At 72.0% G+C, this 26764-nt stretch carries 25 protein-coding genes; 8 read left to right on the top strand and 17 right to left on the bottom strand.

What is annotated here, in order from left to right; translation table 11 throughout:
• Nucleotides 1-60 precede the first annotated feature (60 nt).
• The gene (locus J2X36_RS16675; RefSeq protein ID WP_132249912.1) at nucleotides 61-882 is read left to right on the top strand and encodes a metallophosphoesterase; all 822 of its coding nucleotides are present in this window, start codon (nucleotides 61-63) and stop codon (nucleotides 880-882) included.
• Between the two features lie 79 nt (nucleotides 883-961).
• Here J2X36_RS16675 and J2X36_RS16670 read toward each other — a convergent pair whose 3' ends face one another.
• Nucleotides 962-1168: a hypothetical protein gene (locus J2X36_RS16670; RefSeq protein ID WP_132249914.1), complete on the bottom strand. Its 207-nt coding sequence runs from the start codon at nucleotides 1166-1168 to the stop codon at nucleotides 962-964.
• Nucleotides 1169-1323: 155 nt separating this feature from the next.
• Here J2X36_RS16670 and J2X36_RS16665 point away from each other — a divergent pair, with 155 nt between their 5' ends.
• Together J2X36_RS16665 and J2X36_RS16660 are read left to right on the top strand one after the other, a co-directional pair.
• Nucleotides 1324-1500 (top strand): hypothetical protein, encoded by a 177-nt coding sequence (locus J2X36_RS16665; RefSeq protein WP_245516390.1) that lies wholly within the window; start codon nucleotides 1324-1326, stop codon nucleotides 1498-1500.
• Nucleotides 1501-1577: 77 nt separating this feature from the next.
• Nucleotides 1578-3920 carry an Orn/Lys/Arg decarboxylase N-terminal domain-containing protein gene (locus J2X36_RS16660; RefSeq protein ID WP_132249918.1) on the top strand — a complete coding sequence of 781 codons (2343 nt, stop codon included), beginning with the start codon at nucleotides 1578-1580 and terminating at the stop codon, nucleotides 3918-3920.
• 12 nt (nucleotides 3921-3932) lie between these two features.
• On the opposite strand, the gene J2X36_RS16655 is transcribed toward J2X36_RS16660, so the two are convergent.
• The 7 genes from J2X36_RS16655 to J2X36_RS16625 all read right to left on the bottom strand — a co-directional run bounded on the left by J2X36_RS16655 (nucleotide 3933) and on the right by J2X36_RS16625 (nucleotide 10141).
• On the bottom strand, nucleotides 3933-4181 hold the full coding sequence (locus J2X36_RS16655; RefSeq protein WP_310351713.1) for a hypothetical protein: 249 nt from the start codon (nucleotides 4179-4181) through the stop codon (nucleotides 3933-3935).
• Nucleotides 4178-4921: a Crp/Fnr family transcriptional regulator gene (locus J2X36_RS16650; protein WP_132249922.1), complete on the bottom strand. Its 744-nt coding sequence runs from the start codon at nucleotides 4919-4921 to the stop codon at nucleotides 4178-4180. Before J2X36_RS16650 ends, J2X36_RS16655 begins: the two co-directional genes overlap by 4 nt.
• Nucleotides 4922-5133: 212 nt before the next feature.
• On the bottom strand, nucleotides 5134-6048 hold the full coding sequence (locus J2X36_RS16645; RefSeq protein ID WP_310351709.1) for a collagen-like protein: 915 nt from the start codon (nucleotides 6046-6048) through the stop codon (nucleotides 5134-5136).
• Between the two features lie 77 nt (nucleotides 6049-6125).
• Nucleotides 6126-6419 carry a PilZ domain-containing protein gene (locus J2X36_RS16640; RefSeq protein ID WP_132251242.1) on the bottom strand — a complete coding sequence of 98 codons (294 nt, stop codon included), beginning with the start codon at nucleotides 6417-6419 and terminating at the stop codon, nucleotides 6126-6128.
• A gap of 116 nt (nucleotides 6420-6535) precedes the next feature.
• On the bottom strand, nucleotides 6536-7045 hold the full coding sequence (locus J2X36_RS16635; RefSeq protein WP_310351704.1) for a DUF992 domain-containing protein: 510 nt from the start codon (nucleotides 7043-7045) through the stop codon (nucleotides 6536-6538).
• Nucleotides 7046-7196: 151 nt separating this feature from the next.
• Nucleotides 7197-8408, bottom strand: coding sequence for a type II secretion system F family protein (locus J2X36_RS16630; protein WP_132251238.1), 1212 nt, complete (start codon nucleotides 8406-8408; stop codon nucleotides 7197-7199).
• On the bottom strand, nucleotides 8408-10141 hold the full coding sequence (locus J2X36_RS16625; RefSeq protein WP_310351700.1) for a GspE/PulE family protein: 1734 nt from the start codon (nucleotides 10139-10141) through the stop codon (nucleotides 8408-8410). The genes J2X36_RS16630 and J2X36_RS16625 overlap by 1 nt, the downstream gene beginning before the upstream one ends.
• A gap of 193 nt (nucleotides 10142-10334) precedes the next feature.
• Between J2X36_RS16625 and J2X36_RS16620 the strand changes: the two genes are divergently transcribed.
• From J2X36_RS16620 to J2X36_RS16610, 3 genes are read left to right on the top strand one after another with little or no spacing between them, the layout of a single operon-like run.
• Complete coding sequence (locus J2X36_RS16620) at nucleotides 10335-11348, top strand: hypothetical protein (protein ID WP_310351698.1); 1014 nt, start codon at nucleotides 10335-10337, stop codon at nucleotides 11346-11348.
• Nucleotides 11345-11872, top strand: coding sequence for a hypothetical protein (locus J2X36_RS16615; RefSeq protein WP_310351696.1), 528 nt, complete (start codon nucleotides 11345-11347; stop codon nucleotides 11870-11872). The genes J2X36_RS16620 and J2X36_RS16615 overlap by 4 nt, the downstream gene beginning before the upstream one ends.
• Entirely contained in the window at nucleotides 11869-12405 is a 537-nt protein-coding gene (locus J2X36_RS16610; RefSeq protein ID WP_310351693.1) for a hypothetical protein, read from the top strand. The genes J2X36_RS16615 and J2X36_RS16610 overlap by 4 nt, the downstream gene beginning before the upstream one ends.
• Here J2X36_RS16610 and gspD read toward each other — a convergent pair.
• The 3 genes from gspD to gspG all read right to left on the bottom strand — a co-directional run bounded on the left by gspD (nucleotide 12402) and on the right by gspG (nucleotide 18670).
• A complete protein-coding gene (gene gspD / locus J2X36_RS16605) occupies nucleotides 12402-14768 on the bottom strand; it encodes a type II secretion system secretin GspD (protein WP_310351691.1) in 2367 nt (788 codons plus the stop codon). The genes J2X36_RS16610 and gspD overlap by 4 nt on opposite strands.
• 184 nt (nucleotides 14769-14952) lie before the next feature.
• A complete protein-coding gene (locus J2X36_RS16600; protein ID WP_310351687.1) occupies nucleotides 14953-18177 on the bottom strand; it encodes an AbfB domain-containing protein in 3225 nt (1074 codons plus the stop codon).
• 49 nt (nucleotides 18178-18226) lie between these two features.
• Nucleotides 18227-18670, bottom strand: a complete 444-nt coding sequence (gene gspG, locus J2X36_RS16595) for a type II secretion system major pseudopilin GspG (protein ID WP_310351685.1) — start codon at nucleotides 18668-18670, stop codon at nucleotides 18227-18229.
• A gap of 183 nt (nucleotides 18671-18853) precedes the next feature.
• Between gspG and J2X36_RS16590 the strand changes: the two genes are divergently transcribed.
• Nucleotides 18854-19654 (top strand): hypothetical protein, encoded by an 801-nt coding sequence (locus tag J2X36_RS16590; protein ID WP_310351682.1) that lies wholly within the window; start codon nucleotides 18854-18856, stop codon nucleotides 19652-19654.
• A 27-nt stretch (nucleotides 19655-19681) separates the two neighbouring features.
• On the opposite strand, the gene J2X36_RS16585 is transcribed toward J2X36_RS16590, so the two are convergent.
• A complete protein-coding gene (locus tag J2X36_RS16585; RefSeq protein ID WP_310351679.1) occupies nucleotides 19682-20233 on the bottom strand; it encodes an SCO family protein in 552 nt (183 codons plus the stop codon).
• Between the two features lie 87 nt (nucleotides 20234-20320).
• Between J2X36_RS16585 and J2X36_RS16580 the strand changes: the two genes are divergently transcribed.
• Nucleotides 20321-21253, top strand: a complete 933-nt coding sequence (locus tag J2X36_RS16580) for a type II secretion system protein GspK (protein WP_310351677.1) — start codon at nucleotides 20321-20323, stop codon at nucleotides 21251-21253.
• A gap of 26 nt (nucleotides 21254-21279) precedes the next feature.
• Here J2X36_RS16580 and J2X36_RS16575 read toward each other — a convergent pair whose 3' ends face one another.
• The 5 genes from J2X36_RS16575 to J2X36_RS16555 all read right to left on the bottom strand — a co-directional run bounded on the left by J2X36_RS16575 (nucleotide 21280) and on the right by J2X36_RS16555 (nucleotide 26748).
• Nucleotides 21280-21912 carry a prepilin-type N-terminal cleavage/methylation domain-containing protein gene (locus J2X36_RS16575; RefSeq protein WP_310351674.1) on the bottom strand — a complete coding sequence of 211 codons (633 nt, stop codon included), beginning with the start codon at nucleotides 21910-21912 and terminating at the stop codon, nucleotides 21280-21282.
• A complete protein-coding gene (locus tag J2X36_RS16570; protein ID WP_310351672.1) occupies nucleotides 21905-22282 on the bottom strand; it encodes a prepilin-type N-terminal cleavage/methylation domain-containing protein in 378 nt (125 codons plus the stop codon). The genes J2X36_RS16575 and J2X36_RS16570 overlap by 8 nt, the downstream gene beginning before the upstream one ends.
• The gene (locus tag J2X36_RS16565; protein ID WP_310351670.1) at nucleotides 22279-22752 is read right to left on the bottom strand and encodes a GspH/FimT family pseudopilin; all 474 of its coding nucleotides are present in this window, start codon (nucleotides 22750-22752) and stop codon (nucleotides 22279-22281) included. Before J2X36_RS16565 ends, J2X36_RS16570 begins: the two co-directional genes overlap by 4 nt.
• Nucleotides 22753-23557: 805 nt before the next feature.
• Nucleotides 23558-25531, bottom strand: coding sequence for a glycosyltransferase (locus tag J2X36_RS16560; RefSeq protein WP_132251212.1), 1974 nt, complete (start codon nucleotides 25529-25531; stop codon nucleotides 23558-23560).
• A 5-nt stretch (nucleotides 25532-25536) separates the two neighbouring features.
• Nucleotides 25537-26748: a hypothetical protein gene (locus J2X36_RS16555; protein WP_405029805.1), complete on the bottom strand. Its 1212-nt coding sequence runs from the start codon at nucleotides 26746-26748 to the stop codon at nucleotides 25537-25539.
• Nucleotides 26749-26764: the final 16 nt, after the last annotated feature.

The raw sequence follows: 26764 nt of genomic DNA, 5'->3' as shown, positions 1-26764 counted from the left end.
GGCGCGCTCCCTCGTTATGGTCCCGCCGGATCGCGCGGAGGCCGGCGAGCGGGAGCATCCATGAGACGCATCAGCCAGATCTCGGACCTTCATTTCGGCCGCACCGACCCGGCCGTGGTCGAGGGTCTCGTCGCCGAGCTGAATGCGGACCGGCCCGACCTCACCATCATCTCCGGCGACTTCACGATGGCGGGGCGCCGCCGCGAATACGCCGAGGCACAGGCCTTCCTCGCCCGGCTGCCCGAGCCCTGGGTCGCGGTGCCCGGCAACCACGACATCTCGCCCTACCACCTCGTGCAACGCTTCGTCCGGCCCTTCTCGCGCTACAAGCGCTTCATCGCGCCGGAGACGGAGCCGGTCTTTCAGGACGACGAGATCGGCATCGTCTGCCTCAACACGGTGCGGACCTGGGCGCCCGAGCGCGACTGGTCGCAGGGCAAGATCCGCCGCTGGCAGATCCTCGCCGCCGAGGCGCGGCTGCGGCGCATGCCCGCGCACCTGTTCAAGATCGTCGTCGGCCACCACCCCTTCATGCCGCCGCCCTGGGACGAGGAGGCCCGACTCGTCGGGCGCGCCGACAAGGCGCTCGATGCCTTCCGGCGCTGCGGCGTCGGGCTGACGCTCGCCGGCCACCTGCACCGGCACTACGCCCGCTTCGCTGTGGCCGACGGCAGCGAGGGCGGCCACGAGGAAGTCGACCGGACCCGGATGCGGGGCGGGAACGGCCGGCTTCTCGCCGTGCAGGCCGGCTCCGCCACCTCGACGCGCCTGCGCGGCAACGAGCCGAACGCCTACAACCGCATCGCGATCGAGAACGGCCTCGCGACCGTCACGGTGCGCCTGTGGAACGGCAGCGCCTGGGAGGATGCGTCGGCGCGGTAGGGTCGTCGCGCGGGCAGTGCGACGCGCCCCCTCTCCCGATGCGGGAGCGGGGACCCGCGCGGCCCCCGCGTCGTCGGGCTCAGCCTGCCCCGTAGCCGCCCTTCCGGTTGGCCGGTGCGTCGTCGCGCTGGCCACTCTCGTAGCCGCCGCTCGGGCGGCTCTCGCGGCCGCTCCCGCCTGCCGGCGGCGGAGAATGCGGCCCGGCCTCGCCGTCCCGCGCGACCTGCGCCTTCGCGCGCTCCACGCGCGGATCCGGGGCCGGCCTGCCGTCGTCCTGCCTCTGCATGACTGTCTCCGTTGCAACCATCGATTGAGTGAAGGCGTCACGCCGGACAAGGGTTCCGACAGGGTGCGCGGCCATGAACCGTGACGCTTCGGCCGAGCCTTTCCGGGTTTCCGCCCTATCTCTCCTCTCCCGCAACCGAACCGAAAGGAATCGTGATGGCGAACGACAGTGGCTCCCGGGACCGCGCCGAGACCCGTGCTGCCAAGCAGCGGGAGCGCGAGATCGCGGGCGCCGCCGCGTGGCAGGACCATGAGGCCGAGCAGCGCGCGATCGAGGAGCGGACGCAGCGGCTGCGGGCGATGCGGCTCGCGCAGGAGGCCGAGAAGGTCTGAGCCCCGGCCCGCGGCGTCATCCGCCCGTCATGGACGCCACTGAGGCTGCGCGCCTCGTTTGAGGGACCCGCCTCCGCATGGACTTCCACCGCCGCTTCACCGTGCTCATGTGCGCGCCGGCCTTCGATCCGGACGATCTCGAGGGCGTGCGCGTGCAGCAGATCGTGGCGGCGGTGGAGGGCCGCGGCTTCGAGGTGGTGCGCGCCCGCCGCGTCGAGGACGCGGCCATCGCCGTGCAGACGGATGCCGCCATCGGCTGCATGGTGGTCGATTGGGGCAAGCGCGGCCTCGACGGCAAGGCCGCCGCGCTCATCAACATGATGCGCAAGCGCGGCCTGGAGATGCCGATCGTCATCATGGTCCGCCGCAAGCGGCTCGAGGACATCCCCGTCGAGCTCCTCGACTTCATCGACGGCTACATCTTCCTCGCGGAAGAGACCCCCGAATTCATCGCCCGCGGCCTCGTCTCCCGGGTGAAGCAATATGCAGAGACCCTGAAGACGCCGTTCTTCGGCGCGCTCGTCGACTATGCCGAGAAGGGCAACCAGCTCTGGACCTGCCCCGGCCACAACGGCGGCATCTTCTACAACCGCTCGCCGATCGGGCGGATCTTCGTCGAGCATCTCGGCGAGGCGATCTTCCGGGACGATCTCGACAATTCCGTCCTCGACCTCGGCGACCTCCTGACCCACGAGGGGCCGGCCCTCAAGGCGCAGAAGGAGGCGGCGCAGATCTTCGGGGCGGAGAAGACCTACTTCGTCCTCAACGGCACCTCCGCCTCGAACAAGATCGTGCTCTCGGCCCTCGTCGCCGAGGGCGACCTCGTCCTGTTCGACCGCAACAACCACAAGGCGGCGCATCACGGCGCGCTCTTCCTCGGCGGCGGCATCCCGATCTTCCTCGAGACCGACCGCAACGCCTACGGGCTGATCGGCCCGATCTACGCGGAAGCCCTCGACGAGCGGGCGATCCGCGAGAAGATCCGCACCAACCCGCTCGTCACCGACCGCGAGGCGTGGCGGCGCGAGCGGCCCTTCCGCGTCGCCGTGATCGAGCAATGCACCTATGACGGCACGATCTACGACGCGCAGGCGATCCTGGAGCGGATCGGCCACCTCTGCGACTACATCCTGTTCGACGAGGCCTGGGCGGGCTTCATGAAGTTCCACCCGCTCTTCGCGGGCCGCTTCGCAATGGGGCTCAAGGGTCTCGGGCCGGATTCCCCCGGCATCATCGCCACGCAATCGACCCACAAGCAGCTGGCGAGCTTCAGCCAGGCCTCGCAGATCCACACCCGGGACAGCCACATCCGCGGCCAGACCCGCCGCGTCGAGCACCGGCGGATGAACGAGAGCTTCCTCGTCCACGCCTCGACCTCGCCCTTCTACCCTCTCTTCGCCTCCCTCGACGTCGGCGCCCAGATGATGAAGGGCCGCTCGGGCGTGGTGCTCTGGGACGACACGATCCGCCTCGGCATCGAGTGGCGCAAGAAGGTGCGCGCCATCCGCCGCGAATTCGAGGAGAAGCGGGACGGCGACCCGCGCGAGCGCTGGTTCTTCGACCCCTTCGTGCCGGACGTGGTGCGAGGGCAGGACGGGGGCGAGGTCGCCTGGGAGAGCCTCTCGACAGACGAGCTCGCGGCCGACCCGCGCCACTGGGAACTCGCCCCCGGCGCCGCCTGGCACGGCTTCGGCCACGTGAGCCCCGGCTACGCGATGACGGACCCGAACAAGCTCACGGTGCTGACCCCCGGCTTCGACCGCCGGACCGGCGCCTATGCCGAGCACGGCGTGCCGGCCCCGATCGTCGCGCAATACCTGCGCGAGAACCGGATCGTGCCGGAGAAGAACGACCTCAACTCGCTCCTCTTCCTGCTGACGCCCGGCGTCGAATCCTCGAAGGCGGGCACGCTGATCTCGGGGCTCGTCGCCTTCAAGCGCCTGCACGACGACAACGTGGCCCTCGAGGAGGCGATGCCCGAATTCGTGCGCCGCCGGCCGCAGCGCTACCGCGGCGTGCGCCTGCGCGACCTCTGCGCGGAGTTCCACGCCTTCCACCGGGATGCGGGCACCTCGGCCCTCCAGCGCAAGCAATTCGCGCCCGAGCACCTGCCCGAGATGGTGCTGCCCCCGAAGGCCGCCGCCCAGATGCTGACCCGCAACCAGGTCGACTACGTGCCGATCGGCGAGGCCGAGGGGCGGATCGCCACGACATTGCTGCTCGTCTACCCGCCCGGCATCGGCACCGTGCTGCCCGGCGAGAGGCTCGACGCGCGGGCCAAGCCCATGCTCGACTATTTCAAGATGTTCGAGCGCGCGGCGAACCTGTTCCCGGGTTTCGAGGCCGAGATCCAGGGCGTCTACCGCGAGGTCGACCCGGACGGGCGCATCCGCTTCCACACCTACGTGATGCGGGAGTGACGCCGCGGCGGGTCAGGTGCGGAGCCCGTCGAGGCGGCGCAGGATCCAGTCTTGCGCCTCGTCCAGGCCGGCGAAGCTCGGCTGGTCCGGGCCTGCCAGCGGCCCGAGACCCGCTTCCAGGAACCATCGGCCCGCATCCGGACCGTGCTGCTCCGAGAGGCGCACCAGCACCGCGACGAGACGATCCTGCATCAGGACGAGCCGGCCCTCCTCGTCTCCGCTGCCCGTCGCGACGCGGATCGGTTCGAGGTGCAGGCTCACGCAGCGGCCCTTCGCTCCAGGTGGAGGTAGGTCTCGTCGAACTCGCCCAGGGCGCTGAGCGCGTCCCAATCCAGAATGACGAGGTCCCTGTCCTGCGGGCCGATCAGGCCCTGGGCGCGCAGATCCTGCAGCACGCGGTTCACGTGGACGTTCGACAGGCCTAGCGCGTCCCCGAGATCGGTCTGCGTGACTGGCCACGCGCAGCGATGGTTCTCGGCGAGGCCCACGGCCTGGAGCTTGACGTACATTTCGCAGAAGATGTGCGCGATCCGGCTGTGGGCGTTGCGGCGGCCGATCCCGATCATCCACTCGCGGAAGATGGCCGCATCGATCAGCGTGTCGCGCCAGAGCGCGAAAGCCGCGTCCGGAAAGCGGAGGCACAGCGCGCGCAGGCCCTCGTGCGGGATGAGGCCGACCCGGCACTGGGTCACGGTGGCGAGGCTGTGATCCATCACGTGCAGGTGCAGGCTCTGCAGATCCGGGATGTCGCCCGGAACGTGGAAGGACAGGATCTGCCGCCGCCCCTCGTCGAGGAGCTTGTAGCGATAGGCCCAGCCCGTCAGGAGGACGCAGCAATGGGCGGGCTTGTCCTTGTCGCGGGCGAGGTCCTGGCGCGGCTCCACCACGCGGACGGCCATCGGCAGCGCATGGACGGCCTGCCGCGCCTCGTCCGAGAGCGTGGCGATGCTCTCCAGCTTGCGGATGAGCGGAGCCAACTCGGCGTTGGAAGCTGAGGCCATGAATCCTGCCCGCCGGCTTGCGAGGTGATGGGAGCGCGCCGCCAGGACGCGGCGGCATCACGCCCCGCGTGGCGATCCATCATCACCTAGTTGCAAGCCGACGGTCCGTCCTTGCGCTGTGTTACTGCAAGGTGTCGGGCGCCCCGGAACCCGTCCGACAGGAAAAGCCCAGCCTCGATCGACCCGACGATGGGCTCCGGTTCAGGGAGCGGTCAGGGCCGGCGGGTCTTATCCCGCGCCGTCTGCGCGAAGGGCGTCGGCTGCGCCTCGGCCTCGCTGAGGATCTGCTTCTTGGCGCAGATGGCGCGGGCCGTGATCGGGCCGGGCTTCGTGCCCATCGAGAGGCAGTAGATGCTGCTCTCGTCCATGCCGGGCCGATCGCCCGCACTGCAGGTGCCGTTCACCGCGAACTCGTCCCCGCCGCAGCTGGCGACGCAGCGTCCGCCGTCGGCGCAGTTCGTCGTCTGCACCCGCAAGGCCGCGACGGTGGCGCCGGCACGGCCGTCGGTGCCGGGGGGCCCTGCCGGTCCGGGCGGTCCGGCGGGGCCTGCCTCGCCCTGGGGACCGGGCGGACCCGCGGGCCCGGCGGGACCCGCCGGACCGGCCGGACCGGTGATGCCTGCGGGGCCGGCCGGCCCCACCTCGCCCCGCGCGCCCTGCGGACCTTCCGGGCCTTGCGGACCGGCGATCCCCTGCGGCCCGCGCGGTCCGACCTGGGGGCCGATCTGCGGGCCGCCCGTCGCGCCGATCTGGGCCGCGCCCGGCATGGCCGCGGGAAGGACCATCGGCACGGCGGCGCGCTGGCCGGCCGGCGCGGCGGTGCCCGGCCCCTCCGGCCCGCGCTGGCCGCAGAAGCCGATTACGGCCTGCCGCACATCCTGCCCCGCCTTGATCGTCACCATGCAGCTCGGCGGATGGTAGGCCAGGCGGAACAGGAAGCGCCCCTCCCTGTCCGCCACGATCGTGTTGCGGTCGTCGAGGAGGACGGTCGCAGTGTGGGCCGGGTTGATGCGCCCGCTCACCCGCAATTCCCCGCCCGTGATCATGGCTTGGTCGATGATCATGTCGGCGGAGGCCGGAACCGGCAGCGCCAACAACGAGACCAGGAGGAGCGCGGCACGGGACATCTCAAGATCCTGAACGCGGCCGATCAGGTCTTGGACAGTACTGCGAGGGTGCGGGAGCGTCCACGAAGGGTGCGAATTCATACGCAGCCGGATGCCGGCGGGATCCGGTCCGCGTCGGGCACCTCGAAGGCGACGCCGATTTCCGGGCCGCGCCGCCAGACGAGGCGGGCCGGGCGAGCCGCGAGGGCGCCCAGACGCAGCACGAAGCGGACGGGGAGCAGGCCGATCTCGGCGAAGGCGAGCCGGGCGCCGATCGACGAGAGATCGGTCACGGCGCAGGGCAGCCGCCGCCCGTTCGCGAGGCCCACCGAGGCTGGGAGATCGACCGGTGTCCGCTCCGTCCGCCGCCGGTCCGTGCCGAGACATGCCATGGCGCGCCTCTCGTGCGCGAGAAGCCGTGATGCTCGCTCAGCACGGTTGACGAGCCGTTTCGGGGGCCGGGGCCATCAACAGATGGGGCGGTCCCGTACCGGCGGCCTCGGCTGCGTCAGTTGCCCGCTCGGTCGGGCATCGTGTCCGCCGCGAGGCGCAGGCGCGGCGGGAGCAACGTGGCGGCCTCGGCCGCGCCGCGATCCACGCGCCGGAGCACGGCGCCCTCGCCCCTGAGGTCGATCACCACGGCCGCGTCCTGCGCGGGGCGGTGCCGAGCCCCCTCGGCAAGGCCGATTGCCGCCGTGAACAGGCCGTTGAGCTGGCCGGGTCGGCTCGTCCCGGTCTCCGTCATCACGCGCCACGCCACGGTGTCCGCCGGCAGCGCGGCGCCGCGCTCGAACATCGCCCGGTAGGTCTGCACCGCGCCGCCACCGGCCGGCACGAAGCGGCAATCGGCCACCGGCGTGAGGCCGACGACGAGGCCGAGATCCGCGTTGCGGGTGCAGGTCAGCGTCCCGGCGTCCCGGGACGGGGCCTCGGTCAGGGTGCCACGGGCGTAGGGCGCCGTTGCGATGAGGATCGCGCAGGTCGCGGCGATGGAGAAGGCGATGACTTCCGAGCGCATGGATGGCCCCTTGGAGTTCTTGTCCGCTCGCTTCGCTCTCGAAGCGTTGCGTTAACCCTGTGAGGCACAACCGTTACGCGCATATTCCGTCATCCATTGCGTCGCCGCGCCGGCGTTCGCGCTCCGACGCAATGTGCGGTGCCGCCGGGCTCTACTGCGTCAGTTCGGCGACGCCGAGGATCGCGCCCATCACGGAGACGATCAGGCCCCCGATCAACCCTCCGATCGCGATGGTGACGAGGGGTGTCAGCAGGGCGAGCGCCCGGTCGACGCGCTCGCGCGTCTGCGCCTCGTGCATCTCCGCGGCGTGGAGCAGCACGGGCCCGAGCCGGTTCACCTGCTCGCCGCTCGCGATCAGGCTCAGCGTCGAGGGCGCGTAGGGCTGCAGCCGCGAGAGGCCCGCGGCGAGGGAGCCTCCCTCGGTCAGCCGCTGGCCGGCCTCGCGCAGGGCGTCGCGGAACAGGTGGTTGCGCGGGAGCGGCCGGACCGCGGCGAGGGCGTCGGGCACCGGCACTTCGGCGACGAGGAGGGTTCCGAGCACGCGGCAGATCCGTCCGAGCTCGGCGCCGACCACGATCTCGCGGAGGCCAGGCAGGCGCAGGGCCAGGGCCGAGCGCCCCGCCGTGAAGCCGGGGCGGCCCCAGGCCCCGGCGATGCCCGCCGCGGCGAGGGTGAGGCCGCCGAGGAGGAGGGGCCAATGGGCCGCGAGCCCGTCGCCGAGCCCGGCCGCGAGGCGGATCGCGAGCGGAGGCGACCGGCCCGTCCCCTCGAAGAGCGGCGCGAGGGCCGGCACGAGGACGCCGACGACCAGGGCGAGGGTGCCGAGCGCCATCAGGATCAGGAGCGCCGGATAGATGAGCGCGGAGCGCAGGTGGCGGCGCACCGCGTCGCGGCGCTCCAGCGAGGCCGCGAGCGTGCCGATCACCGTCGTGAGCGTGCCCGTCGCCTCGCCGGCCCGGATCGCGTCGACCATGTCCCGCGGGAAGGCGGCAGGATGCGCCGCCATCGCCCGTGACAGGCTCGCGCCCCCGAGCACCCGGGCCAGGAGATCGGCGAGAACGGGGCGGAGGGCCGGGGCGGCCTGGCGCCCGACGAGGCGCAGCGCCCGGTCGACGGTCAACCCGGCGCCGGTGAGCGTGCCGAATTCCTTCAGGAAGGCGATCCGGGCGGCGTCGCTCACCCGGTCGCGCCCGAACAGGTCGCGGCGCCAGATCGGCAGCCCGGCGGCGGCGGGCGCGATCTCGAAGACCTGCAGCCCCTCGGCGCGCAACGCGGCGACCGCGCGCTCGCGGGCCTCCGCCTCGATGCGGCCGGCGCGCATGCGCCCGTCCGGGGCGAAGGCGCGGTACGCGAAGGCCGGCATCAGAGCAGGCCCTCGAAGACGCGGCCGATCTCGTCGAGCGTCGTGTCGCCGTCGACGACGCGGGCCCGGGCGGTCTCGGCGAGGGAGACCATGCCGGCGGCCCGCGCCTGCCGACCGAGACTCTGCTCGTCCGCCCCCTCGCTGATCAGGGCGCGGAGCGACGCATCGACACGCATGATTTCGCTGACGACCATGCGCCCCCGATATCCCGAACCGTTGCATTCCGGGCAGCCGCGGGCGCGCTTGAGGGTGAGCGGCGCGGCTGGGCGGCCGAGGCGGATGCGCTCCCCGTGCGTGGCCGGGCTCTCCTCGGCGCAGGCCGTGCAGACGCGGCGCACGAGGCGCTGGGCGACGACGCCGTTGAGCACGGCGGCGATGAGGAACGGCGCGACGCCCATGTCCAGAAGTCGCGTCACCGTGGCCGGTGCGGAGTTGGTGTGCAGCGTCGAGATGACGAGATGGCCGGTCAGCGCCGCCTGGACCGCGATCCGCGCGGTCTCGCCGTCCCGGATCTCGCCGACCATCACCACGTCCGGGTCCTGGCGCAGGATGGAGCGGAGGGCGGCGGCGAAGTCGAGGCCGATGCCCGGCTGCGCCTGGACCTGATTCACCCCGGGCATCCGGACCTCGACCGGATCCTCCACGGTCACCACCTTGAGGTGGCTGCCGTTGAGGCGGCGGAGCGCCGCGTAGAGCGTCGTCGACTTGCCGCTGCCGGTGGGGCCGGTGACGAGAACGAGGCCGTTCGGCCGCGCGATCATCGCGGCCATCTCGCCGATCGCCCTGACGTCGAAGCCGAGGCCGGCGAAATCGTCGATGCGGGCCGCGCCGTCGAGAACGCGCAGCACCACGCTCTCGCCATGGGCGGTCGGCAGGGTCGAGACGCGGATATCGACGTTCCGCCCCCGGTCCTGCACCGTCATGCGGCCGTCCTGCGGCAGGCGCCGCTCCGCGATGTTGAGGCCGGCCAGGATCTTGATGCGGGTGGCGAGGGGCAGTTGCACGGAGCGGGCGAGGCGCTCGGCCTCGACCAGCACGCCGTCGACCCGGTAGCGCACGCGCACGTCCGCCTCGCCGGCCTCGACGTGGATGTCGGACGCCGACAATTCGAACGCCTTGCGCACGAGGCGTGCAGCGAGGCGCACGATCGGCGCCTGGCTCGCCACGTCCTGAAGGCGCGCGAGGTCGTCGTCGGCGCCGAGAGCGTCGTGGCCCTCGGCCGCCGCGTCCCCGTACACGGCCCGATGCGCCCGCTCGAAGGCGCCCGGCCCGACGATGCTCAGCGCGACCCGGCGGTCGGTGAGGTGGGTGAGCGCGGCCGCGATCTCCGGATCGAACACGTCGACCGCCGCGACGTCGAGGCTGACCGCGTCGGCGCGAAGCGGCAGCACGCGGGCGCGGGCGCAATACTCGGCGCCGATCAGGTCCGGCAGGACGGGTTCCCCCGGCAGGCATTCCTCGCGCAGGAAGGGCAGGCCCGTCGCGTCCGCCAGCGCGCTGACGAGGGTGGTTTCGTGGACGAGCCCGAGTTCGGCCAGCAGCAGGGGGAGCGGGCGCCGTCCCGGCAGGTCGAGGGCGGCGAGCGCCCGCTCGTGGCCGGCCGCATCGAGCACCTGCGCCTCGGCGAGCCCGTCGAGGAACCGGCGCGCCGGGTCCCGGACTCCCCGTTCGGCGGCGCGCCTGTCGGAGCGCGGTCGGCGGGGGCGGCTCTTCCCGGCCCAGATGCTCAGCATGTCCGATCCCGAACCAGCCCGTATCCACCCCAGTCTCGCCGGACCGGCTTAAAGCATTCGAAACATTCGCGGAGACATGATCGGTCTCTGCGAATATTGCTCCAACACCACAACTTTCAGTACTGTGTTTGAGAATTACCATCCTCAGAAGTCGCAACTCGGATCCGCGCGCGCGTTTGCGGGGCGTTGGCTCGTGGGCCTCGCAGACCTGTTCGGGGAGGCCGAGGCGCGGCCGGACCGGGCGACGAGCGACCTCACCATCCGGCCTGGCCCGCCCGGCGGCACGCATCTCGGCGTGATCGACCGGCGCGAGCCCGTCCCGCGCAGCTTCCGGCTCGACCGGGACGCGGAGGATCTCGCCGACCGCCTCTCCGCGATCCGGGGCAGTGGCCGGAGCCGCGTCTCGGCAAGGGTCTTGATCGAGCCGGAATCCTGCTTCGTGCGCACGCTCACCCTGCCGGCGGCGGCGCTGCCGCGGATGCGGGAGGTGCTGCAACAGGAACTCGAGGCGGCGACGCCGTTCCGGGCGGAGGGGGTCTACAGCGACTGGTACGTCGAGGGTGAGGATGTGGCGGCGCGCAGCCTGAGGGTGCGGCACGTGGTGCTGAAGCGCGCCCGCCTCGACCCGCTCCTCGACACGCTGCGCCGGGCCGGGCTCGAACCCGGCCCGGTCGCGGTCGGGCGGGCCGAGGATCAGGCCATGCCCGTGGACCTGCTCAGCTTCGGGCGCCGCCCGCTGCCGCGGGCCTTGCGGGGGCTCAAAGGCGCGGATCTCGCGCTGCTGGCCCTGGCCGTTCTCCTCGCGGGTGCCGCCCTCGCCCTGGCGCACAGCCGGTATGAGTCGACGCTCGCCCGCCTCGACGCGGATATCCTGGCTGCGCGCCGCGCCGCCGCTCCCGGGCTTCCGCCGCCGCTCCTCGCGGCGGCGAACCGCCTCGGTGCCGAGCGGGCCGGCCGCCCCTCGCTGGCCCATAGCTGGGAGGCTGTCTCCGCGTTCCTGCCGAGCGCCGCCTACGCCGAGGGGCTGCGCTTCGAGCCCGGAGCCCTGACCCTGACGCTGCGGACACCGGACCGCGCGGCGGCGCTCGCCGCCCTCGGCGCCGTGCCGGGCTTCGGACGGCCGGACCTGCGCGAGGAGACGGAGGCGGGTCCCGGCACCCGACGGATCGTCGTGTCCCTGCCCTTCGCCGCCGGGCTCGCGCCGTGATCGCGCCCCTCGCTCAGCGGATGGGCCGCCCCGGAGCGATGCTCGCGGCGGCGGGATGCCTGCTCGGGCTCCTGTCGCTCGCCGGCCAGGGCCTCGCGGGGCTCATCGATGCACGCGCGGAGGTCTCCGCGGCTCGCGCGCATCTGGGGCGCCTGCAGGCTGCCTCCCTTCGCCCGGCGCCCGGCGCGCCGCTCTCCGCAACCGACGAGGCGGGGCTGCTCGCCGCGTTCCGGGGCCGGCTCGACGCACTGGCGAGCGGGCGCGCCGTCGTCGTCGACGGGCTGCGCGTCGGACCCGATGCCGGCAGCCCGACGATGCCCCTCCTCCACGCGGAGATGCGCGGGACGGCCGAGGGGTTGCACGGCCTTCTGCGCGACCTTGAGACCGGCCCGCCGGTCGTCGTGGTGGAGACGGCGGAGATCGGCGTCGCCCGCTCCGCCGAGGAGGCCGGGGAGCACCCGGCCATCCTGCGCCTCGGGCTTGCGGCGCGCGGCGTGCTCCTGCCCGCAGAGGGGCCGCGGTGATGCGCGGCGGCCGGCTTTCCTCGGCACTCGGCGCGACCGGCCGCCTGCCGCGCGCGGCCGTCGCCATCGGCATGATCGGCGTCCTCGCCGCCGCCGTCTCGCCGCTCGATCGCTCCGAGCCCCCTCCCCTACCGGAGGAGATGGCACAGCCTCGCGCCCCGGCCGCGGACGCCGCCCTCGCCCGCCCCCTCTTCGACCCGGGACGGCGGGCCTGGACCGCGCGCGGCGACCTCTCCGACGTGGTCGGCACGCCGGCGCCTGCCGCCCGCCTCCGGGTCCGCGGCATCCTGGTCGACGGGAGCGCCCGCCGCGCCCTGATCGACGACGGCATCGGGGATCCGGCCTGGGTCGCGGAAGGCGCCGGGCGCGGGGCCTGGCGCCTCATCGCGATCACGCCGGACCGGGTCACGCTCGAGGACGGGGCCGGGACGCTGACGGCGGAGTTCCTCGGCGAGCCGGTGTCGCTGCGCCCTCCTCGCCGCGCCCGGTCCGGGGCGCCCGCCCTCAGAACGAGCCTCGGACCCTCGCCCTAATCGATCATCCGGCGCAGGATCCCCTGGCTGCCGGGCGGCAGGTCGGCCAGCGGCGGCGGCGCGGGGACGGGGCGGATCGGCATCATCGCCCGGAACTGCTCGCGGAAGTCGCTGGCGATGCGATCGGCATCCGCCGTGCCGCGGATCACCTTCGGGCGGATGAAGACGATGAGTTCGGTACGCACGCGCGCGTCCGTCCGGTTGCGGAAGGCGGCGCCGAGCAGCGGCAGGTCGCCCAGCACCGGCACGCTCTCGGTGCCGATCTGCGCCTTCTCCTGCACGAGGCCGCCGATGGCGAGGCTGTGCCCGTCATTGACCGCGACGCTCGTCGCCACCCGCCGCTGGCGGATCGTCGGCGAGTTGATGGCCGAGGTCGTCGTCGGCACGACGTCGCTGACCTCCTGGTTCACGTCGAGCACGACGAGGCCGCTCTTGTTGACCCGCGGCGTCACCGAGAGGATCACGCCGGTGTCCTTCATCTCGATCTGGTTGAGGATCGGGGCGTTGCCGGCGAGCGCGCTCTGGCCCGTCTGCTTCACGATCGGCACCTGGTCGCCGATCTGGAGCTTGGCGGTGCGATTATCGAGCACGGTGATGTTGGGCGAGGAGATCACGTTGACGCGCGTGACCCCGCGCAGCGCGTTCAGCACCACGTTGAAATCGGCGTTGTTGAGCAGGTAGTTGAAGCCCGTCACGCCCCGTGCGGCGGCCGTGATCAGGCCGGCGGCGCCCCCGGTCGCCGCGTTCGCCGCCCCGACGGTGGCGGCCTGGGCGAGGTTGAGGCGCGAGCCGCCGTTGGCGAGGAACCACTGCACGCCGAATTCGAGGCTGTCGTTGAGGGTCACCTCGGCGATCACGGTCTCGAGGAGGACCTGCGTCGGCATCGCGTCGAGGCGGCCGAGGATCTTGAGGATCTTGTCGTACTGGTTGCGGGTGGCCGAGATGACGAGGCTGTTGTTGGCCTCGTCGGCCACGATCCCGATCAGGTCGCGCCGGGGGCCGGCTCCGCCCGCGCCGATTCCAGGGTCGCTGCCGGAGCCCGCCCATCCCGCCCCGCCGTACCCGCCTGCCCCGGCCAGCGCCCCCGGCGGATCGATCCCGTAGCCGGCACTCGGCCCGAACCCGGTGCCCGCCGCGCCGAGGGAGTCGAGCCCGCGCGACGGCGGCGTCGCGGAGAGGCCGCCCGTGCCGCCGAAGCCCGCAGGCGAGAGGCCGTTGCCGAGGCCCGGCGCCCCGCCGAGCGGGACCGCTGCGGAGCCGGGGCCGCTCCAGCCGTAGCCCCCGCCTCCCGGGGCGCCGTAGGTGGCGCCCGCGAGCCCAAAGCCCTGGCCGCCGAAGCCCTGGCCGCCGTAGCCCTGATTGGCCATTCCGGCGCCGGTCTCGGCGGCGACGACGCCCTGGAGCACGGAAGCGAGGTCCTTCGCCGAGCGGTTCTGAATCCTGTAGACGAAGAGCTGGCGCTCCCGCTCGGCGGCGAGATCCTCGAGGCGCGCCACCCATTCGCGGGCGCGGTCGAGATAGGCGGCCCGCGCGCTCACCACGAGGATGGCGCTGAGCGGCTCGTTCGGCACGAAGCGGATGATGTCGCCGCTGGCGGTCGCCTCGGCGGCGAAGATCTGGGTGAGATCGCGGGCGATCGCCGCCGGGTTGGCGCTGCGCACCGGCAGGATCGCCGTCGACATGCCGCGCATCCAATCGACGTCGAACACCGCGATGGTCTGGCGCAGGGCCTGGATCTGCGCGGCATCGCCCGACAGGATCAGGAGATTGCGGGCGCGGTCGGCCCGCAGCACCACCTCGCGGGGCGCCACCGCGGCGAGGATCGCCTGCATCTCCGCGGCGGAGATCCAGCGCAGGGGAACCGCGTGGGAGCCCGGCCCGGCCTCCGCTGCTTCGGCGAGGCGGCGGACCGGAGCGAGGCCGCCCGGCGCTCCGGCCGGCAGGATCTGGGCGCTGCCGCCGCGCCGCCGCAGGACGGCGCCGCGGCTCGCGAGGGCCGTCTCGAACAGGGCGAGGAGGGTCTCGCGCCGGACCGGACCGCCCGTCTGGAGCGTCAGGCTGCCGGTCACCCGCTCGTCGATGGTGTAGCCCCAGCCGAGGGTGTCGGCGAGGACGGCCTTGGCCGCCACGGCGACCGGCACCTCGACGAGGTTGAGGCTGACGGCGCCGCCGGGGATCGGGGCCGCCTGCGCCGCCTCGCCGCCGATGAACTGGTCGGTGCCGCGGCGCAGGAGCGGCCGCCCCGACGCCGGCCCGAGTCCGGGGGCGCCGATCGCCTCGGGCTCGGCTGCGTTCGCCGTCGGGCCGAGGAGGGTCGCGAGGAGGAAGGGCGCGAGGAGAAGGGCGCGTGCTGACCGTCCCATCCGCTCCCTCGCACCGACCAAACCGTACCTCGCCTCAGTCCAGTACTAGAGATTTATGGTTAATCTGGCTTTAATTGCGCCCCCATCCCAAGCATTCAGCCTTCAGAAGAGGCGATGTACTATTTTCGGTTGCATATCATTGCCCATCAACTACTCGAGCGATGCGGACAGGGCCCGCACTCGTTCAGCGCGCCGCGGCGGTCGCGGTCATGACCTCGCAGCTTTTCACGGTGCCGTAGATGGGGTCGCCGAACACGCCGTTGTTGCAGCCGACCGAGCCGTTCACCGTCCGCGTGGCGTACTGGCCCTTTGCCCCGTAGCGAACCGTCTGCGTGCCCGTGACGGAGCAGGTCCCCCCTTCCGGGGCGCAGGCCGTCCAGCTCGCGGCCGGCGCGCTCGCGGGCGGTGAGGCCGGTGTCGCACCCGGGGTCTCGGAGAGCGGCGGCGCTTCGCAGAAGGACGCGTCTTGCCGGAACGCGACGGTGCCGTCGTTCTGGCGCATGAACACGCCCCCATTCTCCCGGCGCAGGTAATGGCCCCGCCAATCGACCGACTCGTAGCTTTGGCAGCTGCCGCTGCAGGAGCAGGCGCCGGCGAGCGCCGGGAGCGGCGTGAACGTCGCCCCCGCCTTGAAGATCGCGCCGCCGTCGTTCGGCCCCTGCCAGATCTGGAACGCCGCGTGCCTCAGGTATTGGCCGGGATTGAGTGCGGATTCGAAGGAGACGCCGCTGCCGTTGAGCCCCGCGACCTTGCGATAGGTCGCGCGGTTGCGATCCGCACGCGTCGCGGGAGCGGTCAGGCGCACGCCCGCATCCGTGCTCGTGACGTACTGAGCCCGGTCGGCGCTACTCTGCAGGCTCAGGGGGCCGGTGAGGCTCGCGCCCCCCTCGCCGCCGAGGGCGGCCCGTTCGCAGAAGGAGGCGGATTGGATGAAATCGGCGGAATCCTGCCTCGGGTCGATGCCGAGCTGCCCGCCGCGGTTCCGGATGAAATAGCCCGGCCAACTGACCGATTCGTAGGACAGGCAGGCGCCGCTGGCGCATCCGCAGGATGGGGCCAGGGCGGCGCGGCGCGTGAAGCTCGCATCCGCCTTGAACGTCCCGCCGGCCGTCTCGCCGCGCTGGTAGATCGTGAACCACGCGTGCATCAGATGCTCGGCCGGCTTCGCCACCGAGCGGAAGCTCACCCCGGAGCCCGACAATCCGGGGATCAGCGTGTAGGCGGCCGCGGCCTTGTCGGCGGCGCTCGTCGCCTGCGCGGCGGCCACCGTCAGATTCGCATCGACGGGACGCGCGTAGTAGCCGGGCGTGCTCGCCGATTCGAGGCTGACGGCATTCGTCGGGAGCGGCGGAATGCCCGAGCCGGTCGACGGAGGGGCGTTCGCCGCAGCCACCGTCCCGTTGCGGCAGAGCAGGCCGATCCGGTTGCCGTTGGCATTGCCCTCGCCGAACAGGCCATAGGCCGAGCCGCCCTCCGGGCACGGCGAATCCGCGGCGGCATTGCCGCCGCCATTGCCCACGGCCGCGAGCTTCGCGCCGCCGCCGGCCGAGCCGTTGGCGGCGTTCATGGGGCTGCAGGTGACCACGAGTTGCGTCGCCTGCTCGCTTGCCTGGCCGCCGATCGCGGTGATCGCCTGATCGCGCGGGCAGTCGCGCGTGAAGGGCGGGCGGCCATCGAGGCCGGCGCCGAAGCTCCGGGGATTGGCGGTCCACCGGCCTCCGGCCGCCGTGACGCAGCGCGCGCCAACTCCGCCGATGCCCGCGTCGGCGGTCCCGTAGAGGCCGGCCATCACCTCGCCGTCCTCGCACCGGATGTTCCAGAGGCCGCCCCGGGTGGTCCCGACGGCGGCGGTCCAGCTGTTCGAGAGGCGCGAGCCCGGCGCGATCCGGTCGTCGGCGCCGGTCGGCACCGGCACCTTGACCATCCGGCCCTCGGAGGGGACTCCGCGACCGTCGAGGACGAACAGCATGTAATAGCCGGGGGTCGCGACGACGGTGTTGGCGGGCGCATCGACGCTCAGCGTGTTGCCGTTCGCGCGGAAGCCGAGTTCGATGAAGCGCTGGTCGAAGTTCATCGAGTGCGTGACGGCTCCGGCCTTGACGAGGGTCACGCGGGAGATGCCGCCGCTGCCCGTCGCGCTGACCTGGAAGCTCTGGCCGAGCGTCAGCAATCCGGGCGCGGCCGTGATCGCGGGCCGAGGGGCCGGGTTGCCGGCATCGTCGAGAAGGTAGCCCGGCGTGTAGATCTCGACGTCGCGGTTGGTCTCGGGCCCCGGGATGCCGCCGCCGCCCGAGAGGACGCGGCCATCCGGGAGCAGGATCGCGACCGAGTGGTAGAGCCGCATCTTCGCTTGGCGCGCGTCCTGACGCCACGTGCCGGTGCGGGGATTCCAGATCTCGGCCACGTAGGCCGGTCCGCGCCCGTCGTTGTCTCCCGCGGAGCCCCCGGTCATCAGGACCTCGCCGTTCGGCAGGACCGTGGCCGTTCCCCAGTGCCGGGGGAAGGCCATCGGCTCCGTCTCCGTGACGACCGGGGCGCTGCCGGTGATGTCGATGAGGGTCGCGGCGCGGCTGCCCTCCGTGGTCACGGCGTTGTTGTAGGGGCTGCCACCGCCGGCTTGGAGGATCCTGCCCGGCTGGTACATGACGGCGGTCGAGGTCGCGCCCCAGTTCGAGCGGTTGAACGGCTGCAGCCCGGAGATGCTGCCCTGGCCCGCGACGTCGAGGTAGAACATCGCCTGCCCGGCGATGGTGAAGAGCTTGGAGCCCGAGACGGGCCAAGCGTGGACATAGTTCGCGCGCCCGTCGGCCGCGAGGCGGCCGTAGGCATCCGCATTCGCGGCGCCCGGCAGTTCCGCCCAGCCCTGGCCCGGCGTGTAGAGCTCCGGGACGATCGAGTGGGTGTCCCAGCCGACGATCGTCATGCCCCCCTGGATCGCGATGCGGCCGTCGGGCATCGTCGTGAGCGTCGCGTACCAGCGCGGATAGCGCATGGAGCCGACCGTGCGCGTCTTCAGGGATTGCGAGTCGTAGAGGGCTGTCCCGGTGAGGCTGACGCCGCCCGCCGTCATCGCCACGCCGTCCCAGGGCTGCAGCATCAGGCCGGCGCAGAAGCTGTCGAAGTTCAGGTTGTTCGCGAGCGTGAGATGGGAATCGGCCCCTATTCCACGCTTCGGGTCCCAGAGATCGAATTCGAGCCCGGACTGATAATCCCCCGCCGGCGAGCCGTAGGTCAGGAGGCGCCCGTCCGGCATGATCATCGCGTGAATCGGGATGCGCGGCCAGGGGATCACGCCGGACCAGCGACCCAGCGAGGCAGCCTCGGCGACGGGGACCGCGAGCAGGCAGGCGGCGAACGCGGACGCGCCGAGCGCCGCCCATCGCATCGGGGCCGAATTCCGCTTGGTCATGGCCGGATTCCTACGCTGGACATCATTCGGATCGGGGAATGAGCATTCGTCAGTGGCTCGCGACATCCGCCCTGTCGCCGGAGCCGCCCGCCTTGCCATCGGATCCCAGCGAGTAGACCTCGTAGGGCGTGCCGCCGAGGCCGGGCGAGCGGTAGAGGTACGGATGGCCCCACGGGTCGGTCAGGCCGCGCGCATCGCGCAGATAGGGGCCGCGCCAGCCGGAGCCGCCGGGCGGCTGCGTGACGAGGGCGGCAAGTCCCTGACCCGTCGTCGGATATACCCCGCTGTCGAGGTAGTAGAGTTCCACCGCCTGGGCGATGTTCTTGACCTGGATCCGCGCCGTCTCGCCCTTGGCCCGTCCGAGATAGCCGAGGACCTGTGGCGTCACCATCGTCGCGATCATCCCGATGATCGCGAGGACAACCAGGAGTTCAACAAGCGAGAAGCCGGATTCGGATGTCTCGCGCCGCCCTCTCGCAATCCGCTTCATCATCCATCCACACGCAAAGGTTGAATTACTTCTGTATTTCAACTTTTATACCAGACACCCGTAAACAAACTCTCTGGTCAAAGCCCGATAATCTTCCGGCTTACGCCGACTCGGAACGCGGTATTGGAGATTTGTTCACGGGCTCGGGCCGATGGTCGGCGGGGGCGAGGGGAGCGCGGCGGCACGATGAGGACGGGACAGCTCTTCCTCGCGGCAGCGCTCCTCGCCGGCCTCGCTGCAGGGCTGCCGGCCTGCTCGGCGGCCCTGAGCGCCCCGCTCGCCCTGCCCCTTCCGGACCCCCTGCCGCCCGTGCGGCTGCTCACGCTGCTCGTCGGCCTCCACCTGATCGGCCTCTGCTTCGGCCTCGGCGGAGCGACGATGCTCGATTTCTGGATCCTGCGCTGGATGCGCTGGGGCGGGATGCCGCCCGAGATCGAGCGAACGTTCCACTTCATCAGCAAGGTCGTCGCGGTCGGGATCGGCCTGCTCTGGCTCTCAGGCCTCGGCTTCCTCGCTCTCTACAGCGTCGAGTCGCCCGAGAAGCTCGCCAACCCGAAGCTGTGGGCGAAGGTCACGATCGTCGCGGTGCTCACGGTCAACGGCGCGCTGATCCACGCCCTCGTCCTGCCGAGCGTCCTGCAGGACGTGCGGCGCCCGATGCTGGCCGGCGTCTCCCGCGTCGAGACGGGCGTCTTCCTCGCCTCCGGGGCGATCTCGGGCGTCTCTTGGTACACCGCCTTCGCGCTCGGCCTCGTGCGCGAGCTGAACGACCGGGTGCCGATGGCGCTGCTCCTCGGCCTCTGGCTCACGGCGCTCGCGGCCGCCTGCCTGGGGGCGGCCATCCTCTGGCGGCACCTGCGCCGCGCCGCGGCGCGCGGGTCCCGCCTCCGATCGCCCCTCGACGAGCGGGAGCCACGCCCCGACTCAATCCCCACGCACCGGTTCGTGAGCGTGCGGGAGCGGCCCGGTGCGGCAGCGACGGCCTGATCGGTGATGAGCGCGCGCCGACCTCGATCACCCGCCGAGAGCCGCCCGGATGCGCGCCGCGAGGGCGTCCGGCGCGAGGTCGTGGCGCACCCGCTCCGGGCGCCCGCCCTCCGGGCGCAGCAGAAACAGGTCGGTGGTGTGATCGACCGCGTAGCCCGCCGCGCCTCCGTCCGGATGCCGGACGATCAGCGCGCCGAGGCCCCAGGCGAGGTCGTCGATCGCCTCGACGGATCCCGTCAGGGCGAGGATGCGCGGGTGGAACGCGTCGAGGTAGGCCCGCAGAACCGGCGGCGTGTCCCGCACCGGATCGGCGGCAACGAGGATCGGCGCGACGCGCTCGACGAGTTCCGGCGGCAGCCTGTCGAGGGCGCGGCTCAAGGTGTCGAGCGCGGTCGGACAGGCATCCGGGCAGTGGGTGTAGCCGACGTAGAGGATCCGAAGCCGGCCCGCGAAAGCCTCCGCCGCGACGGGCGCGCCGTTCTGATCGACGAGGCCGGAGGGAAACGTCTCGGCTCCAGCGGACCAGGACAGCGCGAGGCCGGCGGCCACGATGAGGGCGCGGAGGCGGGCGAGCGGCATCGGATTCGTCCAGCGCCCGGTCACGGGCGGGTGCGCGCCGAGGGTCCCGCCGGCATGGTTAGCGGCCGGTTAACGGGTCCGCCGGCCGTGCGGCGGCCGCTTGCCGCGACCGGACCGGACACGCGGGAGACGTCGCAAGCCGGGTTCGTCCTGCCGACCGTGCTCGCGGTCCTCATCGTCGTGTCGGGACTCGCCGCGGCGATCACCCTGCGCACCCGCGCCACCATCGCCCTGACGGCGGCGGCCCGAGACCGGATCGTGCTCGACGCGGAGACGGACGGGATCGTGAACCTCGTCGGCCTCTGGCTCGCACAGGAGGCGCGCGGGCGGGCTCCGGCCTCCGGCCTGCCGCTCGACGGGCGCGCGGTCCGCTGCACCCTCGACGCAGGCCGCACGGTCACGGTCGCCGTGCAGGACCAGGGGGGCCTGATCGACCTGAACGCCAGCCCGCGCCCCGTGCTTGAGGAGGCGCTGCGCCGGCTCGGGATCGGTGCGGGGGACGCTCTGGCGGTCGCAGCGCAGATCGTTGATTTCCGCGACCCGGACGACATCCCCGAGCCGAACGGGGGCGCCGAGAGCCGCCGCTACCGCGAGGAGCGCCTCGGCTACGGGCCGCGCAACGCACCCTTCGCGAGCCCCGACGAGATCGACCAGCTGCCGGCCATGACGCCCGCGACCTACGCGCGCCTGCGGCCCGCGCTGACCGTGCACGGCGGAACAGCCGGCTTCGACGCCGCGCGCATGGAGTGGCGTCTCGCGCCGCTCCTGCCGGCGGACGCGCTCGGCCCAGTGGCGGCCTCGCGCCCGTCCGACGGCATCCGGTTCGAGGTGACGGCGATGGTGGAGGCCGGCCGCGGCGCCCGCTCGATTCGGGCGGGGATCGTTGCCCTCGACGACCCCGCCCGGCCCGCGGGCGCGCTCCTCTCTTGGCGGCGTCCCACGGAGTGGAGCGCGGGCGAGCCGCTTGCCGGCCATGCGGCCTGCGGACCGATCGTCGCCGTGTTCGGGGCGGCGGGCTGAGTATCCCGATCCCCCGCGACAAGGCGCTAGCGGCCGGCCGCGACCGGCACGAGGAGCGGCATCCAGCGCCGCCCGTCCTCCGCCGGAAAGGCGACCTCCACGGAGACCAGCGCCGGCAGGCGGTCCGGTGTGGTCCAGGTCTCGCCCCAGCTCGCCAGCGGCGTCGGCCCGCGCCGGCCATAGTAGCGGACGCGCAGGGCGGCGATGCCGCGCAGAAGCGGCTCGGCGAGGACAGCCTCGGCGGCTGCACCGCGATCGAGCCCGCGCCGCTCCAAGAGATCGAGCCCGCGCGCGCCGGCCGCGGCGGCGAGATCGACCCGAACCTGCCCCCCGGTCTCGACGAGGCGCTCGGCCGCGGTGACGAGGGTGACGCCGTCCGGCCGGCCGGAGAAGGTCGCGCGGCGCCCACCGGCCACCTCGCCCACGGCGTCCTCCAGCGTCCGGCGGAGATGATCGCGCGCAGCCTGCACCGCAGCCTGCCGTTCCGCATCGGCGAGGAGGCGTGCGACGCGCGTCGCCGTCCAGACGCCCTGCAGCAGCAGGAGGGAGAGCAGAGCGACGAGGGCGAGGGCCACGAGCATCTCGACGAGGCTGAAGCCCGCCTCGTGCCCGGTCCCGGAGCGCGGACGGGACGTCCGCCGATCGCCGGGCTCAGCCACTGGAGACGATCGTGCGCAGGAGGAGCCGACCGGGCGCGGGGCCGGCGCGCAGCATCACGCGATACGAGCCGGTGCCGATGGCCGCCCGCCCGAGCGCGGCACCCGCATCCTCGACGATGAGGAGGTAGGGCGTGCCGTCGCCGAGCCGGCCCTGGCGCGCTCCGGGGACGAGAGGCCCGGCCGCGAGCGCGGCGATCAGGGCTGCCGCCTCCTCCGTCTGCCGGAGACGGTCCCCGGACCGGACGAGGCGGGACGCCGATTCCCCGAAGACCTGGAACGCCGCGATCATCGTCAGCGAGGCGACGGCGAAGGCCACCAAGACCTCGACGAGGCTGAAGCCCGCCTCGCCTCCATCGGGCGACGCGCTCACGCGCTGCTCCCACGCCGACGCCGCACGGTGCCCGTCAGCCCCTCGACCTCGACCTCGCGGACCTCGCCGCCCCGCCTCAGACGGAAGATGCCGCCGCTGCTGCGGCCGTCCGGCAGGAAGCGCACGATCGGCCCGCGGACCCGTGCGTTCCGCGCCGGCACGAATACGACCGCGATGTCGGCTCCCATGGACAGAGGCGGGCTCCCGGTCTCTCCCCGAAAGACGCGCGCCTGGGGATCGAATTCGAGAGCCAGCACGGCATTGCCGCGGATAGCCGCGGCACGGGTCAGGACGAGTCGCTCCGCGAGGGATTCGGCGAGCCCCTCGACCACCCGGTCGGACCCGACCCGGCTCAGCACCGGGCCGGACAGGATCGCGGCGAGGGACAGGATCGCGAGAACGACGAGCATCTCGACGAGGGAGAAGGCGCTCTCTCCGGAGCGAAACGGGGTGGGGGGAGGAGCACTCACGTCGGAATCACCGGCGTCGATTCGGCCCGGCAAGTGGAGCAGATTGCCCCTAACACCCGATTGATGCGGGCGGCCGCCCGCAGGCTCCTCGTGCGCGACCCAGCGCACAGTCCTTTCCAATCAGACCAAGGCCGGAAATCGTACAGAACCTGCATCGCGCGCTCGATCCAGCGGCCCATTGTTGCGGTGCAACAGCTGAGCCGTTAAGCATGATCCGTTGATCAGCAAACGAGGACTTACGCGTCGCGGCTCGGCCGTGATGCGTGTGGGCGGCCGGCAGAAGGCTGAGGCTCGCGATCGGAGGCTGAATGAGACTCAACATTCTCGCGACATCCGCTGTTCTTGCGGCCATCGTGACCTCGCTGACGAGTGCGCTGACACCATCCGCACGTGGGCTCTGGGACAAGGAGAAGGACCGAGCGGCTTGGGCACGCCTGAGCACCTCGGTCTGCCTGGACTGTGAAGCCGGACGGCCCATGCGCGGATCGGCACTCACAAATCCGCTGGACGTCCTGGCCGCCTCACCGAAAGCCTTCGAGACCCAGGTCGCGAGCTTCGTTCGCCAGCCCGCGGCGCGACCTGCCGCGGCCCGGCGAGCCGATGCATCCGCTCGTCGGCGCTCAGCTCAGCGGTATGCGAGCAAGAGGCACCGAGCGCGGCCGCACGAGGCGGGCTTGAAGCGCGCTCGCCGCATCCAAGTGGTGGGCAGGAGCGATGCGTCCTTCCGTGAGGAGCGCGAGGAGGAGAGCCAAACGGGCTCCGCCCTGCTTCTCCAGGATCGGGACTAGGTGCTTTGATCCTCGCATTAAGCTGCGCGGAAGCAGCGGTGTGCGAGACCTCGCAGCGCGACACCGAGGCTCGCCGTTCGGGCGATGGGATCGACGGCCGTGGTGTAGAGACGAAGGATGAGGGCCTTGCGCTGCGCCGGCTCCGGCTCGAGGCCGAGGCCCACGGCATTGCCGTTCACATGCTCGACACGGGCGACGATCCAACCGGCACGCTCGACGTAGAGGTGCAGGCGCATCGCGGGCACGAGCGTCGGTGCCCCGGAGCGAAGGTGCAGGATAGCGGAACCCATGCCGATGCGGTCGATGGTGCACGCGTGTGCCTTGCCGTCCAGGCCGATCCAACTCGCTTCGTCGATGCGGAACGCCTCGGGCTCACGGGGCCGCTCGAAGCAGACGAGGAGCGCGACGAAGGTGAACATCATCGCAACTCCAGCCCAGAGCAGGTTGAAGTAGTCGAGCGGTGAGATCTCGCTGGCGCCGGAGGGCGAGACGAACGACCAGACGATCGAGCCGGCCGACAGGAGCGAGATCGCGCCGAACCCGGCGGCCATCCGCCAGCGCACCATCGAGACGGATCGGTCTCCGCCCTTGTCCGTCACCTTGAACGGCCGCCCGAAAGGGCGGATCGCGGCCGAGACTAGGGTCAGGGTTATGGCGAGCGCCGTCATCGTATGGGTGACCTCCATGAACAGAGGCAGCGTCCGCCCACCCGAGACCCAGCCGCTGTAGATCCAGAGGGCCATCAGGGCGGGCAAGCCGTAGCGCAGGAAGGAGAGATAGTCGGCGTAGAAGGCCGGCATGTCGAAGAACCAGTAGATCGACGGCGCCACGAGCATCAGGACGATGAACGGCTTGCACAGCCAGTTCAGTATGCCGTGCAGGTAATGCAGGCGCTGCATCAGCGTGTAGTTCGGCCCCAGAAACGGCCCGACCTTCAGGAGCGCCACCTGGATGGTGCCGAGGCACCAGCGGGTGCGCTGGGTGATGTATTCCGGCAGCCCCTCGGCCGAGAGACCGGCGCTGAGGCGCTCGTTCAGCCAGTGCGTCTCGTAGCCGTCGCGCATCAACGTGTAGGTCAGGTTGATGTCTTCGCAGATCGCATCGTGCGGGAACCCGCCTGCGGCCGTGACCCGGTCGCGCCGCACCAGAAACGAGGTGCCGACGCAGAAGGCACAGCCCCACGCGTCCTTCGCCGGCTGGAACACGTCGAAGAAGATGCGCTGATCGTCGACCCAGGCCTCCGCAGCCATCAGGTTGTGCTGGATCGGGTCCGCGTTGAAGAAGAATTGCGGCGTCTGCACCACCGCCGCCCGCTCGTCGTGGAAGAGCCCGACGGTGCGGCGCAGGATGTTCGGCGCGACAGCGAAATCCGCGTCGAGGACGAGGATGATCGGCGCGTTCGTGCGCCCCGCCGTGTGGGCGAGGGCGTTGTTGAGGTTGCCGGCCTTGGCGCCCTTGTTGTCGGGCCGCGTGACGTAGTTCGCGCCGACCCGCTCGCAATAGTCCTTGAGCCAGCCTCGCCGGGTGTCGTCGCAGACCCAGACCGTCGCGTTGGGATAATCGACCGCGAGGGCCGGGATGATCGATTTCTCGACGACTTCCTGAGGCTCGTTATAGGTGCAGATGAAGATGTCGACGGCGGGCCAGTCGCCGCTCTCAGTGAGCCGCGCCTCCTCGCGGTCGGCCTCGGACGCGCGATCCTTGAAGCGGAACAGGATCACGATCGACATCAGCGTGTAGAGGATGGCCACCATCTCGAACGAGAAGAACAAATAGGGCCACAGGTGATCGAGACCGGGCTCGAAGCGCGGCAGGGTGTCGTGCCAGCGCCACGCGGCGTAGCAGAGGATCAGGGTCGCGGTCGCGGACCCGAACAGGATGCGGGCCGCCGCGCTCGCGCGATCGAGCAGCCCCGCCATGACGAGGAGGCCGAGCAGGATGCCGATATCGGTCGTCAGGACCGCGGAGACGTCGGGAGACGAGGGAAACATACCGGCTAATCCACGCTCCGTCCGGTGAAGGGATTCCAGCCCAGGGCCGCGAGCGCGCCCCAGGCGGTGGCGCCGAGATGCGGGCGCCGGTGGTAGAAGAAGTCCGGTTCGGGGCTGGCAGGGCCGATCGCGATACCGGTGGTGATCCGGGGCTCGCGTGCCGCGAACAGGTATCCGGACGGAGAGACCTGGCCGGACAGCGTGGCGAGGAGGCTTCGCGCATCCCCGGTGCGTCCCAGGGCCTTCAGGGTCAGGGCGGCCTGTGCCGTGCCCTCCACCCAGAGACCGTCGCGATCCTCGTTGAAGTCGAAGCCGCCCGGGACCGCGAGGCGCTCCTGCGCGCCGGCAATCGCGCGACGCCAGGCATCCGGCGGCGTCGCGACGCCGAGAAGCGGCCAGAGTTGCGTGTCGAGGGCGAGGTGCTCCAGGGGCTGCAGGCTTCCGTCCGGTCGCGTCCCGAGCCGGAACAGGCCGGGCCCCTGCGCGAAGGCAGCGTCGAGGAAGCCTCGGGCGATGCGAGCCGCCTCGGCGCTCTCGGCGCTGCCGTTCAGGCGCAGGAGCCACGCGGCGAGGGCGTGAACGTCGAGGTTGTGCTCCGTCGATTTCCATTGGAGCTTCGTCTGGGACGGGTCGAAGCCATCGACGCCCCCCGAGAAGCCCGCGGGCTCGCGCTGATCCCGCGTGTTCGCCGTAATCCAGCCGAGCATCCGCTCCGCTCCCGCGCGGTAGCGCCGGTCGGGAGAGTCCTGATCGAGCGTCAACAGCGCGAGCGCCGCCCAGGCGACGTTTCCGGTCGCCGTTCCGTCCTGATAGGCATCCTCGGCCCAGAGCTTCTGCCGCGTATCCCACCAGCCCGGCAGGGCCGGAGGGCCCGCTTCGAGGGGACCTGCGCGGTAGGCGTTCCGGACTCGGCCATCGTGGAAGGTCCGATCCTGATCGAGAGCCTGCAGCAATGCGTCCCCGATTCGTCGGGCTGGCTCGCGCGCGCCGCACGCCGTCAGCGCGATGGCGGCGAGCGCGTTGTCGTAGGTGAAGGCCGACTGGCGCAGTGCTGGCGGAAGCGCCTGTTGATCGGGTCCAGGCCGGTAGCTCACGAGGAAGACCGGCCCGCCCTCCTTGCCGCCCGCCGTATCGACGGCGGAGGCGAGCGCAGCACAGAGCGTTCGCGCGAGCGGCCCCTCGCCGACCTCCGGTTTGGCTTCAGCCAGCCGGGCCATCATGACGAGCATGAGG

It is taken from the genome of Methylobacterium sp. BE186, assembly GCF_031457035.1.
GTDB lineage: Bacteria > Pseudomonadota > Alphaproteobacteria > Rhizobiales > Beijerinckiaceae > Methylobacterium > Methylobacterium segetis.
The sequence above is the reverse complement of the archived record's forward strand: the minus strand, read 5'-3'. Positions and strand labels throughout refer to the sequence as shown.